This is a genomic window from Rhizobium leguminosarum bv. viciae USDA 2370 (assembly GCF_002008365.1).
In the GTDB taxonomy this organism is placed as follows: domain Bacteria; phylum Pseudomonadota; class Alphaproteobacteria; order Rhizobiales; family Rhizobiaceae; genus Rhizobium; species Rhizobium leguminosarum.
Genome location: NZ_MRDL01000037.1, coordinates 244,345 through 256,974 on the forward strand (window position 1 = coordinate 244,345; position 12,630 = coordinate 256,974).

Genomic DNA, 12,630 nt, shown 5'->3' on the forward strand with positions numbered 1-12,630 from the left:
AATGAGTGAGAAAACGATCACCGTCAGCGTAAACGGGCTGTCTATGACGCGCACGATCGAAGCACGTATGCTGCTGAGTGACTTCATCCGCGAGGAGCTTGGTCTGACCGGGACCCATGTCGGATGCGAACACGGCGTTTGTGGTGCCTGCACCGTCATTCTCGACGGGCGTAGCGCGCGCTCCTGCCTGACCCTGGTGGTGCAGGCAGAAGGGATGGAGATCGAAACGATCGAAGGCCAGGGAAGCATCGATAAGCTCGGTAGCGTTCAAGAAGCCTTTCGCCAGCATCACGGCCTGCAATGCGGCTTCTGCACTCCCGGTTTCATCATGGCGATCACTGATCTCATTCGCCACCATCCGCTGGAAACCGATGAGGAAATCCGCGAAGCGCTGTCGGGAAACATCTGTCGCTGCACGGGCTATGAAAACATCGTCAACGCAGTTCGCGAACTGGCCATCGAGAGAGGACCCCTCAGATGAAGATGCACTTTCTTGAAGGCGGCCGGCTGCGTATGCGCCGGTCAATCTACGTATCCGGCGCGGCGAAGGAAGAAACGATCGAGTTGCCAGTTCACGCCACCTTGATGCGTCATTCCCAGGGCAACGTCCTGTTTGATAGCGGATGCAGTCCGGAGGCCGCAATTGATCCGGTCGCGCGATGGGGTGGGTTGAGTAAGGTTATGACGCCGATCTTTTCACCTGAGCAGACCGTCGTGCGTCAGCTGAAAACCCTGGCCATCGACCCCGAGGACATAGACGTCGTGATCTGTTCACATCTTCATCCCGATCATTGCGGTTGCAACGCATACTTTCGGCGCGCGACGATCCTGTGCCATGAGGCGGAGACGCAGGCGGCAAAGGCAGATGGTGCAGAAAACCTTGGCTATCTCCGCAAAGAGTGGGAGCAGCCCCAGGGATTTCAGACCTTCAATGCCGAGCATGATGTGTTTGGCGACGGCCGCATAGTCTTGCTGCCCATGCCGGGTCATACCCCCGGAACGACGGTCGCACGTGTCGATCTTGCAATGGATGGTGCGTTCATACTTGCTTCGGATGCTGCGCCATTCCAGACGAACATCGATTCCGGTGTCGCCCCGAAGAATACGTGGAACGTTGAACTCGCTGCGGAGGCACTCGCTAATCTGAAAGCTCTCCGGGCGCGGGGAGCCACCATCATCTCCGGCCACGACGACGAGCAATGGCAAGGATTGCGAAAAGGCACGGAGTTCTACCAATGAGCCATCATGACCAATCCGTCGAACTGCGGCCCAAACTTGTTGGCAAGCGGATCAGGCGCACCGAGGATCCTCGTCTTCTGACGGGTGTTGGTCAGTATGTCGATGACATGGCGCCGGCCGGAATGTTGCATGTGGCATTGCGGCGCTCCGACCAGCCACACGCTCGTATCCTCGGCATCGATGTCGGCGATGCGTTCTCGATACCCGGGGTCGTCGCGATCTATGACGCGAGCGATCTGGAAGGCGAGATCAAACCGGCCATTCCGACCTCACGCATGCCTGGCTACTACGCCACCCCCATATGGCCGCTCGCGCGCGGCAAAGTTCGATATGTAGGCGAGCCGGTCGTCGCCATTGTGGCCGAAAGCCGGTACGCGGCGGAAGACGCGCTTGAACAGATCACTATCGAGTACGAGCCGCTCCCCTTCGCTATCCGACAGGTCGATGCGGTCAAGGACGATGCACCCCTCCTGCATGAGGAGGCCGGCACCAACACGATCATCCGCCGCGAGTTCAAGCGTGGCGACGTCGACGCAGCATTCCAGGACGCAGCCGTCACCGTGAAAGGCAAGTTCCGGATGACGCGAAAGACCGCCGCTGCCATGGAGAACCGGTCCTATCTCGCCGAGTGGGACAGCCGGAGACAGTCGCTAACCCTCTACACGTCCTCCAATATTCCAGGCGTCATCCGCGATGTGCTCTCGGGCTGCCTCGACCTCCCAGGGACGCGCATGCGCGTCATCGCCCCCGATGTGGGGGGCAGTTTCGGCGGCAAGGGGTCACTCTACGGCGAAGAAATCCTTGTCTGCGCGCTGGCGCGAAAACTGAAGCGCCCGATCAAGTTCGTCAGCGATCGGCTGGAAGATCTTTCCGCGACCAGTCAGGCCTTCGACGAACTGATCGAGGCGGAACTGGCTGTCACGAAGGACGGCATGCTGATCGGCCTGCGCGCGGACGTGATCGGCGACGTCGGTGCCTACTCGATTTATCCGTGGACCGCGGCCCTCGAGACGGTTCAAGTCGTCAGCTTCCTGCCCGGGCCCTATCGGATGGAGCATTACCGAGGCAGGATCCGCGGTGTCCTTACGCCAAAACCACCAACGGGCCCTTATCGTGGTGTTGGCCGCCCGTCGTCGACCTTCGCGATGGAGAGGCTGATCGAGATGGCGGCCCGCAAACTGGGCATGGATCCGGTCGAGTTCCGTCGGAAGAACCTTGTTCGGAGCGAAGAGTTTCCCTATCGCACGGCTTCCGGCATTATCTGGGACAAGTCCGCCTTCCAGGAATGTCTCCAAGGAGCCTGCGATCATGTGGATTATCCCGCCCTGGTGCGCGAAAGGGACAAAGCCAGGAAAGACAGCCGATGGATTGGAATTGGTCTGGCGAGTTATGCCGAGTTGACCGGTATCGGCTCGCGCATCTCGGTGGCGCCGGGAATGCCGATCAACACGGGAACGGAAACCTCAAAGATCGAGATCGACGCCACCGGCGCGATCACAGCGGCATTCGGCATCTCCTCGCATGGACAAGGGCTCGAGACCACTTTGGCGCAGGTCATCGTTGACGAGCTCGGCTGCAAGCTTGAGGATATAGAGATCAAGCATGGAGATAGTTCTCTCGTTCCCATGTCCAGTGGCACCTATGCCAGCCGCTCGGCGGTGTTGGGCGGCGGCGCCGCCACGCTTGCGGCTCGCACTGTGAAAGCTAAGATCTTGCGCGCTGCTGCCTACCTGATGGAGCAGAGTGTCGAGGATCTCGATCTCCACGATGGCATTGTTTCAAGCCGGCATTCAAATCTGACCATGACACTTAAGGAAGTCGCCTCTGCGGTCTATACACAGATGGGGCGGATTCCGAGAGACAAACGTGAGGATCTGACGGCTTCCGAGACCTACGATCCCTATCTGGGGACAACCTCCTCCTCGACGCATCTTGCGATGATCGAGGTCGACCCGGAAACCTACGGCGTGAAGATTCTGCGCTATGTCGTGGCTGAAGATTGCGGCAAGATCATCAATCCGATGATCGTGGACGGACAGATCCACGGCGCCGTAGCCCAAGGTATCGGTGCTGCGTTGCTTGAGGAAATCGTCCATGACGACCAGGGACAAGCAGTTGCCGCAAGCTTTGCGGACTATCTCGTCCCGGTCGCCAGCAGCATTCCCAACATCGGTATCGTTCACATTGAAGCAGATCTGCCGAACAATATTGGTGGCTTCCGTGGGATGGGCGAAGGCGGCACGATTGGCGCGCCCGCGGCGATTGCAAATGCCGTCTCAGACGCGCTTTCTCACCTCGACGTGTCGGTGGAAACGCTGCCAGTTACCCCGGAACGCGTTTTCCAAATGCTTCGCCAGAAGAGGCTATCTCCAGAGAGGTCTGATTGACCTTGAGCACCGCCTTTTGTAACTGCCTTATGGGACGACAAACCCATCAAAGGTCAAACGGGTACCTCAGGATATAGTCGGTGTCCTTGGAGGAAATAGGCTTCTTGCACTCGGAGCAAACCACGATGGCGGAGAAATCCTGCCCGCAGGTCTTATGACGAAGCCGCATCGGTGGCTTGCCGTCTGCGAGCCACCTGTCTCCCCAGGCCATCATGACGAGCATGGGCTTGTAGAGATCGAGGCCCATTTCCGTAAAGCGATACTCGAAGCGGTCGCCTGCGTTATAGGGAACTTTGCGTAATACGCCTGCTTGTACGAGCCGGGCGAGGCGGTCCGCAAGAATGTTGGTCGCAATTCCAAGATTCTCGCGCATTTCCTCGAACCGGCGAACTCCGAACCAGCCTTCTCTTAGAATGAGGAAGCTCCAACGGTCGCCGATGATCCCAAGCGTCCGCGCAACCGAACACGGCCGCACCCTTTCCAAAAGTGTCGAATCCGCGCTCCTGCGGGACGTCGGGCGCGCTTCGACCGGAGCAAAACCCGCGCCTGGCCCGTCGCGTGGCGCAACCTCTTTGGCGGTGAAGGGTTCGAGACATTCGCAGCAGACCGTAATGGGATGGCATTCACACCCACAACTCTTATGAATCAGTTTTAGTGGGGGTTCGTTACCGCCCGTCAACCACTTGTCGCCGAACTCCATGAGCGACAGCATCGTCGGGAAAAGATCCTTCCCTCGGACGGTTAGAAAATACTGTTGCCCCGGCTCGTTCGGCCGTTTTCCGGTGCTCAGGATTTCATTTGCCACAAAGCTGGACAGTCGAGAGGAAAGCGTCTGCCGTGGAATCCCCAAACGCTGCTGAAATTTGTCGAACCGGCGCACACCAAAATAAGCTTCTCGAAGAATCAAGAAGTTCCAGGTCTCGAAAACAATTTCCATTGTTCGACGAACCGATGATTGCCGCTGCATCAGTAAGGGTTTTTCAGCCTCGAATGAGGACGCAGTGTTCATGGGCATCTTTGTAATCTTGTTCAATGGGATAGCGACGAGGCGGCGAACTCGAAATGGGTGGCAGATCACAAGATACATAGCGCATCAGGTCTAATATTGAAAGCTTCCTGCGCCGTACGAAGCGTGGTAAATCGGCGTGGATTTAGTATGAATGTGTCGTCAATGATATGGTCGTGGTGAATGAGATTGCGCCTTTAATCTAGGAGGCTATATGGAAAGGATTGCGGACCCTTCAAAAGTGGCTGTTGTACTGCTCGCCGCAGGACTGGCAAGTCGCTTTGGGACCGATACAGATAGCAAACTCCTGGCGTTGTTCGATGGTATTCCACTCGTCAGACGGAGTGCCGTACGCGCTTGTGAAAGCATGGCCCATTCCGTTACTGTCATTGTCGGTTTTCGAGCCCCCGAGTTGATTTCGGCTCTCTCCGGTCTTCCAATCAGCATTTCGCACAACCCCGATTTCGTCAGCGGAATGTCGAGTTCTTTGATAACCGGGATGACAACGCCCCAAACTCAATCTGCCCAAGGAATACTGGTCATGTTGGCCGACATGCCGTCGGTTTCAACGGCTGGTATAGACTTGCTTATTGAGGCTTTCGTTGCTCAAGGTGGTCGATCGATTATCGTCGCGACCTACGGGAACGTTCGCGGGAATCCTGTGATCCTTCCCAGGTCTCTCTTCGGCGAGGTCACAAGGCTTAAAGGCGACCTGGGAGCACGAAATATCATTCGAGCTTCCAATGTGCCGGTTCTAGAGGTCGATATCGGCCCCTCGGCACTGCATGATGTCGATACAGTGGAAGCATTGGTTGCAGCTGGAGGTTTTGTATCCTGATCCTCAGCGAAAGCGAAAGACTGCTTGTCGCCAGCCCTTCAGCGGATCTCGCCGGAGCTCGTGTAATTTCAGAGAGCGAGGCGAGAGAGACCAGCGGCTTACGAGCGGGAGCGCCAATCATCCGCTGTGTAAGGCGACCGTTGTTCCGGCAAGCTGTTCCGCTTGGGCGGCGTCCTCGGTGCCCGTCCTCTCCTCTGCCTTGCCAAAACCATGCAATCTCGATGATGCCATCGCGCGAAGCGGTCGAATCTCCCCTGTTCCAGGCAACGCCGAGCCCGATCCTGAAGTGCAGTTGGCCGTGAAGAACTCGGAAGCCGCGGGGAATTTTGCGATTTCCCTCCTCACCTCGACCCTTCGTCAGCGACGTTTAGCTTCCCAAGCAATGGGAGCAATCGCCGTCACTCAATCTCTCTTCCCACGTGCCGTGTTCGACACCTTCCGGCTGAAGATCGCGGCGCCAGCGAGGAATAGAACCGCCGTACCGAGGTTCCACCCGAGAACCATTGCGGTGGCGTCGAGCGGATGGAACATCGACAGGGCTGTCGCGGTGATCGCGGAAACGGCAAGGCTTCCCATCAGAATGACCGATGTGGGCCGGAGTGCCGCCGTGTAGCGCAGCATCGCCAGCATCAGCAGCGACAGTGGCAGGCTGGTCAGCACAAGCGTCGCGAGGCAACTGGATGCGGCCTCAACGGTGATTGCGCCTGGCGGCACAGGCACCCAGCCTGCGAAGCACTGATAGCCGATCGTCGACAGCCAGACGGCGAGCGGCGGGGTGGGCAAAAGAAGCCACCAGCGAGACCGGTCCGGCAGACTGACGAAGAAAGTGGCGATTGTCGCAAGAACGCCCGTCATAAGCGACGAGATCATGTTGATGGCGAACACCGCATCCTGCATTCGCTCGGCGAATTGCGGCCGCACGCCGTGACTGACCGTCATAAGGCCCATGATCGCGGCGGCAAGCAGGAGCCATCCAACGGCGCGGATCAGCGGTGGACGAAGGCGTCGGACCGGCGGGGCGTTGGTGGCGAGGGAGCGGATCAGATCAGACGTGTCCATTATGAGTCCCTCCGATCCGAGAGCAAGGTCCGCAAATTGCGGAGTGCCCGATGGGTCGCCATTTTCAGCGACGCGATGGACAATCCTGTCGCATCGGAGGCTTCCTTCAGCGACATTTCCTTCAGCTTGAGGAGGTCGACAGCCGTCCTTTGGATCGGCGGCAGGCCGCCGAGAGCCTCGTTCAGGCGATGCTTGTCGAGCACATCATCGTTGTGTTCGGACGCCGCAGCGGTTGCCTCATGTTCGGCGGTGAGCGGCGCCTCGCGCAGCTCCTGTCGGCCACGTCGACGCAGCCGGTCTATCGCGCGGCGGTTGGCGATGCCGACCAGCCACGGACCGAACGGCCGTGAAGGATCGTAGGTGTGCCGGATCGAATGGAGGGTGAGCAAGATGTCCTGCACTGTATCTTCGATGTCCCAATGGTCCTTGTGCCATCGCCTGACCAGTGACCTGAGATAGGGTGTGATCTCCTGGAGCAGACGTAGATAGGCGAAGTTGTCGCCGTCCTGCGCCCGCGCCATCAGGATCGTCCAGTCGAGATCGCGCGATGCACCGGCCTTCGAATCCAGGATACCCCTCGCTTTACCGCTGGTCGCCTCGCCGTCCGAAGCCACCAGTGTCAGACGCCGTCGCCCGTCATCCTGCATCACGACAGCTCCGGAAGATTTGAGGCACTAGCGAACGCTCACCCCCGACACTCATATCGATGCTAACGTACAGCATCACTTTACTCCCCGCCAGTCGGATCGCGTGACACTCCTACCGATCCAATGGTCGAGCGAGATAACACCGGGACCGATGGCCACGATGCCGACGGCCAATGCTGCCCAATAGAGGTGGAAGTTGCTCCAACCGTCCGGGAACACCAACTGGATCACGCCAGTCATGACCAGCAATCCGAGCGCGGCGAAGCGTGTTCCGAGGCCGGCGAGCAGTAAGGCGGGCAGCACGATCTCGGCAATCGCGGTCATGAGGGCCAACTGATCCGGCACGGGAAGCGCGTATTCTCCACCGAAGATATGCAGCTTGAACTGCTCCTCGAACAGAAACAGCGTTCCAGGCGAGAGCGACAGGAAGCCGTCCCACCGCGTCAGGCCGGAGCGGAAGAAGGGAAGCGCGAGGGCAATCCTCATCGTCGGAGGTGCGACATGCCACGCGACCGTTTCTATTCCGAGAAGCACACGAGTGACGATCGAAACGGACTTGCGCGACAATGTGTACAGTAAGCTCATGCAGCCTCCACCGACCGGGCGGGCTGCAGTTCATAGCCCACGATCACGTTTGCCTCGATCACGCCTCGAAGGGTGCTCGCGAGATCGAAACCCGGATTGACGAGCAGTCCTTCTTTAACGGCACCAACAATCGGCAAACCCGCTTGGAGTGCTTCCATGAAGGCTGCGGCGCCTGTCGGCAACCGTCGGACTTCGACATCTGCCTCGGGGCGAGCGACGAGCGCGTCATCTCCATCCTCCCCGAGATCGAGGTTTCCAGTGTCCTCGCCGCCGATATTCGCCTGCCAGATAGCCACGATCGGGAAAGCCGATCTGACAATGCGGACAGACGGATGCAAATTGAGCCGCAGTGCCGGAACGTCGCGCGGCGGCACATGGGCCAGTGCGGATGGCGGTAACGGCGATGCCTCGGCAGCGTGATAGGCTTCCACCCACGCGCGCTCAAGACGTGCGGCGTCGGAGAGATACGGAAGCACGGCGGCGGGTTCGAAACACACGATGAAGGCCGGAAAACTGGCGCCGTAGTCGAGCATGATCGGTGAGAGTGGCGGTTCCGCCATCACATAGAGGCGGGCCATGACCGAAAAGAATTCATCACCAACCAGACGGTGGACAACTGGATAAGCGGCCTTCAGGGTCTCGATCAGCCCGACAACGACATTGTTGCGGTATACGGCGAAGCGCTTCTCGCTCGGACGCCCGTCGGGGCCGACAAGTCCCGCCGGGGCCGGCATGTGCGGGTCAAGGATCGCCTGGGCGAAGTCGGCCTGCCGGTCGGCAAACCCGTGCATGCAGCGGTCTTGCTCGGGGCCCTCACAGGAAAACGCCTGAATTTCAGCCGGATCGATCATGGATAATCCCCCCGATGGGCACGCTGAACGATGTTACTCCAGAAGGCCTTGAGGCTGTCGACGCTGCCCGCAGTCGAACTCCAAAGGGTGGCATCGCCAACCAGTGATCGAAGCGCGACGGATCGCTCAATTCCTCGAAACGGGGATACAGCATGCGGCGGCTCTCGAAGAGAGCGGGAAAGCGATTCTCGATAACGTCGAGCGGTGCCCCGGTTTCGTCCGGCCGGCTCCACGCGTAATAGATGGCAATTCTTCGTGCCGGCATGTGATCATTCTCCGGATCTAGTATGCGCGAGCGAGGACAAGTGCCTGCCGCTGCAGGCGGTCAATGTCAGACATGATCAGTTCCGCGCGCTCCGCCTCGGCCTTCAGCGTCGGCCAATCGGGCACGTTGGCGTCCCATTCGATCAGGGTCGGAACCGGGCCGATGCGCTCGATCGTATGAGCGAACAGACCCCAGACGATCTCTTCGACCGGCCGGTCATGCGCATCGATCAGCAGGGGACGGCCCTCTTCGTCGGCATCGGGCGCGAAGCCGGCGAGATGGATCTCCTGGACATGAGAAAGCGGATAGGCGTCGAGATAGGCAATCGGGTTCCAGTCCTGATTGATGCAGGCGACGTGAACATTGTTGACGTCCAGCAGAAGACCGCAGCCCGTCCTGCGCACAATCTCGGCGATGAAGTCGGTCTCGCCCCACGCGCTCTCGGTGAAAGCCAGATAGGTGGAGGGGTTCTCCAGAAGCATCTGACGCCCCAGGATCTCCTGCACCTGATCGACGTGCTCGACGACGCGTGAAAGGGTTTCGTTCGTGTAAGGCAGAGGAAGCAGGTCATTCAGGAAGCCGGCTTCGTGGCTCGACCATGCGAGGTGCTCCGAGAACAAGGCGGGGGAATAACGATCGATCAAATGCTTCAGGCGCGCCAGATGGTCCTCGTCTAGGGGACGGTGCGCACCGATCGACAGTCCGACCCCGTGCAGCGATAGCGGATAACCTTCACGGATTGCCGAAAGATAGCGATGCGGCGGACCACCGGCACCCATGTAGTTCTCCGCATGCACCTCGAAGAAACCGATGTCGGGCGACGTCTCCATGACCGTCCGGTAATGCTCGGCTTTCAGGCCGACACCAGCCCGCTTCGGCATTGCATTCTGAGATTTCCTGGAAACGGCTTTCTGCATCACGTTCACCTTGATCGACGGTGGAGAAAAGGGCCGGGCCGCGAAGGCCCGGCCAAGTGACCGATCAGACCTTAGGCTTCAGGCTGCCCGCGCCATTTGGCGTCGAGATGCCCGTGCAGGTTCCGGTCGGTTCGAGCTTGAAGGCGTTGCCCTGGTAGTCGGCGGTGCTGGTGCCCGCGCAGGTCGTGCCGGCGCCGGCATAGCAATCGTTCTGGCCCTTGAGCGCGACGCCGAAGCAGGGCTCGACCTTGCCGGACTTCACCTTGACGGTGTTGTCGGCCTGAATTTTCTTCTGCTGCGCTGAGAAATCCTGCGCATTGGCGGGAGCGATGGCAAGCGTGCCGAAGGCGGCGGCAAAGGCACCGGCCACCAGCGTGGACATCAGACGATCGGACATATTGGTTCTCCTGAAAGTTAAGCCAGCGCATTCGTTGGGGCTGGCGGGATGGCGGCTGTTTTGGCGCGCCTGTAAGGTGGTTCGTTGTGATGTCCTCCGAGGTAACTCTGCTTCGGAGGAATTTTTGTCAGGCGTTCTTCAGCGATTCGACGGATCTGGCGGGACATTGAGCAGCCGCTTCCGGCTATCAGCGACTACATTCCACTGACCGACAGCCCCAACGGTTCAAGCCAACGGATCCCCTGATCCAAGGATCGCGTCTCGCTCAAGCCGCCGGCTTCGACGCGATCACCGCACTCGGATGCAACTCGGGTTCGGCGGCCAGCAGTTCGGGGACAGTCGCGAAGATCTGGCTCGCGGCATTGCCGGACATATGGGCGTTCAGGCTTCCTTCGCTATCGAACAGGTCCACGAGGAAGATTTTATCCGCGTCGGTGTTCGAATGCAGGACGAGCCACAGCGTCGTACCCGCTTCCGTCTCGACCGCCGGCAGTGCTGCCGCAATTCTTTTTGCTGCTTCCTCGCCAAGGCCAGCCTTGGCCTTGAACACGACGACACCTGCTACTCTTGTCATGGATGCGTTCCTTTCCGTTGTTTGGAGTGCTCGCCTGTCAGGCTTCACGAAGGAAGGTTCGCTGCGGAGTCCGGAGAGGTAACGCGAAAATCAGACGATCAGGCTGGTTTGGTCTTTCGCTTGATGAGCCAGGAGACGCCTTGACTTGGTGGTCGGACCGGTCGCTGTTCCCGATTCAGCCCTCGATCGCCTGCACACTCGCAGATCTACGGCTGGCCAAGGCGCGCCGCTGCGATCAAGTCCGATCATATCGGGCTGTAGCGTAGAATTGGCGGTTCGCTATGCCGCTTGGTGTCGAGCGGCAATCGGCGGCAATATCGGGCCATAGAGGTCAATCGGCAGGCCCGGCGGAAGAGGTGGGATTCGAACCGCCGCATTCTCCATCGAAGAGAGCTGTCACTGGATTCCTTAGTGAAAATTTCGGCTCTTCACCTTCAGCGTATCGATGTGAAGGTCCAGAATGAAAATATCCCTCGGCTTGACCGCCGGCGCCGATCCCGCGAATCCTGGCCGCCCGGTCCACCGTGAGCAAACTCGTCACCGCGACCCGTCGGCAGCTTGAACGCCCCATCGCGATCCGCTAAGGCGGACGGGTCGCCGGACAGATCAAACAGTAACTGGGCGATGAGGTGCACGACCTCCCCTTCCCGTTGAATGCGGTCGTTGATCGCCATCATGCTCGATCCGAGCACGACGCGCGCCGGCGCCGCTCGAAGAGCTTCGGCCAGACAACGACGGTCGCCCGACCAGTCTCATCCTCGATCGTCAGGAACATGACACCTTTTGCCGATCCGGGCATTTGACGGACGAGAACGAGGCCCGCGGTCATCAACCAACGACCATCTCGAGCCGACATGGCTTCTCCGCAGGTGACCAGGCTTCGAGCGGCAAGGTCCTTGCATAGGAACGCGATCGGGTGCTCGCGCAGGGTCAGGCCGGTATGGCTGTAGTCCTGGATGACGTTGTGCTCATCTGTCATCTGCCGGAGTTTGACGTCGGGCTCTTGCTGCTCAGCGATCGTCTTCATCTCGCGCTCGGCCGCAGCAACAAAGAGTGGCAGTGGCTCATCGCGCAAAGCTTTGATCGCCCACAGCGCACCGCGACGTTGAAGTTCGAGCGATGGCAGAAAAGCATCGGCTTCAGCCAGTTCGACCACCGATGCTGCCGGAACGCTCGCGCGCCGCCACATGTCTAGCCACCTTCATGGCCGACTTCTGGAAGAGAGGCATGCCGAGTGTCTTTCCAAGCACCGCTTCCAGTTCGGGCATCGGATAGACGACCGGTTCCTTGCCTTCACGACGGCGCAAGTACGGTTGCACCCTGTCGCCCTGAATTGGCCCGGGCCGGACGATCGCTACCTGGATGACGAGATCGTAGAAGGTCCGCGGTTTCAGCCGCGGCAACATCGCCATCTGAGCCCGGCTTTCGATCTGGAAGGTGCCGAGCGTGTCGGCCTTGAGGATCATCGCATAGGTCGCAGATTCTTCCTGCTCGATATTGGCCAGATCGATCGTTTCGCCTTATGCTCCTCAATCAGCTTGAATGCTTTTGCCATGCAGGTCAGCATGCCCAACCCCAGGACATCGACCTTCATGAACTTTGAAGCATCTCCTTTATCGATTTTGCCTTCAACCCGACCTACACACTTTCCAGGAAGCTCTCGATATCGGCGATGCTTTTGCCCTCAATCAAAGCGATTTCGGCGACGGTCCTGCCTCGAGAAATCCACCGAAGGTAGGTCCTTTCAAGTGGCGAAAGTGTCCATTCCTTCTTGACCAAAATCGCGCTCAGTTGCGCCGCGGTCCGCGACGACCGACGCCAACAGAATGTCCGGTAGAAGCCGAGTCGGCGATGCCCAGAGAAAG

General features: G+C 59.3%; 13 protein-coding genes and 1 pseudogene. 4 read left to right on the plus strand and 10 right to left on the minus strand.

The features are described from left to right. Position 1: 1 nt before the first annotated feature. The 3 genes from BS629_RS20230 to BS629_RS20240 are packed head-to-tail and all read left to right on the plus strand — an operon-like array spanning position 2 to position 3,626. Entirely contained in the window at positions 2-481 is a 480-nt protein-coding gene (locus tag BS629_RS20230; protein WP_077988396.1) for a (2Fe-2S)-binding protein, read from the plus strand. Next, complete coding sequence (locus BS629_RS20235) at positions 478-1,239, plus strand: N-acyl homoserine lactonase family protein (RefSeq protein WP_077988397.1); 762 nt, start codon at positions 478-480, stop codon at positions 1,237-1,239. The genes BS629_RS20230 and BS629_RS20235 overlap by 4 nt, the downstream gene beginning before the upstream one ends. Further along, a complete protein-coding gene (locus BS629_RS20240) occupies positions 1,236-3,626 on the plus strand; it encodes a xanthine dehydrogenase family protein molybdopterin-binding subunit (RefSeq protein ID WP_077988398.1) in 2,391 nt (796 codons plus the stop codon). The genes BS629_RS20235 and BS629_RS20240 overlap by 4 nt, the downstream gene beginning before the upstream one ends. A 46-nt stretch (positions 3,627-3,672) precedes the next feature. Here BS629_RS20240 and BS629_RS20245 read toward each other — a convergent pair whose 3' ends face one another. After that, on the minus strand, positions 3,673-4,635 hold the full coding sequence (locus BS629_RS20245) for a winged helix-turn-helix transcriptional regulator (RefSeq protein WP_245315094.1): 963 nt from the start codon (positions 4,633-4,635) through the stop codon (positions 3,673-3,675). A gap of 211 nt (positions 4,636-4,846) precedes the next feature. Here BS629_RS20245 and BS629_RS20250 point away from each other — a divergent pair, with 211 nt between their 5' ends. Then, positions 4,847-5,470 (plus strand): nucleotidyltransferase family protein, encoded by a 624-nt coding sequence (locus BS629_RS20250; RefSeq protein WP_077988399.1) that lies wholly within the window; start codon positions 4,847-4,849, stop codon positions 5,468-5,470. 402 nt (positions 5,471-5,872) lie between these two features. On the opposite strand, the gene BS629_RS20255 is transcribed toward BS629_RS20250, so the two are convergent. The 9 genes and pseudogenes from BS629_RS20255 to BS629_RS20295 all read right to left on the minus strand — a co-directional run. Further along, positions 5,873-6,529 (minus strand): NrsF family protein, encoded by a 657-nt coding sequence (locus BS629_RS20255; RefSeq protein ID WP_183610743.1) that lies wholly within the window; start codon positions 6,527-6,529, stop codon positions 5,873-5,875. Continuing rightward, positions 6,529-7,176 carry a sigma-70 family RNA polymerase sigma factor gene (locus BS629_RS20260; protein WP_077988401.1) on the minus strand — a complete coding sequence of 216 codons (648 nt, stop codon included), beginning with the start codon at positions 7,174-7,176 and terminating at the stop codon, positions 6,529-6,531. Before BS629_RS20260 ends, BS629_RS20255 begins: the two co-directional genes overlap by 1 nt. Before the next feature lie 75 nt (positions 7,177-7,251). Next, positions 7,252-7,761: a DoxX family protein gene (locus tag BS629_RS20265; RefSeq protein WP_034510186.1), complete on the minus strand. Its 510-nt coding sequence runs from the start codon at positions 7,759-7,761 to the stop codon at positions 7,252-7,254. Then, positions 7,758-8,612, minus strand: coding sequence for an HvfC/BufC N-terminal domain-containing protein (locus BS629_RS20270; protein ID WP_245315095.1), 855 nt, complete (start codon positions 8,610-8,612; stop codon positions 7,758-7,760). The genes BS629_RS20265 and BS629_RS20270 overlap by 4 nt, the downstream gene beginning before the upstream one ends. Next, complete coding sequence (locus BS629_RS20275; protein WP_077988402.1) at positions 8,596-8,877, minus strand: hypothetical protein; 282 nt, start codon at positions 8,875-8,877, stop codon at positions 8,596-8,598. Before BS629_RS20275 ends, BS629_RS20270 begins: the two co-directional genes overlap by 17 nt. A 17-nt stretch (positions 8,878-8,894) precedes the next feature. After that, a complete protein-coding gene (gene bufB, locus BS629_RS20280) occupies positions 8,895-9,758 on the minus strand; it encodes an MNIO family bufferin maturase (protein WP_376766319.1) in 864 nt (287 codons plus the stop codon). Positions 9,759-9,858: 100 nt separating this feature from the next. Next, positions 9,859-10,191 carry a BufA1 family periplasmic bufferin-type metallophore gene (locus BS629_RS20285; RefSeq protein ID WP_077988404.1) on the minus strand — a complete coding sequence of 111 codons (333 nt, stop codon included), beginning with the start codon at positions 10,189-10,191 and terminating at the stop codon, positions 9,859-9,861. A gap of 265 nt (positions 10,192-10,456) precedes the next feature. Then, positions 10,457-10,765, minus strand: a complete 309-nt coding sequence (locus BS629_RS20290; protein ID WP_077988405.1) for a putative quinol monooxygenase — start codon at positions 10,763-10,765, stop codon at positions 10,457-10,459. A 408-nt stretch (positions 10,766-11,173) separates the two neighbouring features. Then, a pseudogene (locus BS629_RS20295) lies at positions 11,174-12,398 on the minus strand (hypothetical protein); the annotation flags it as partial. Between the last annotated feature and the right edge of the window lie 232 nt (positions 12,399-12,630).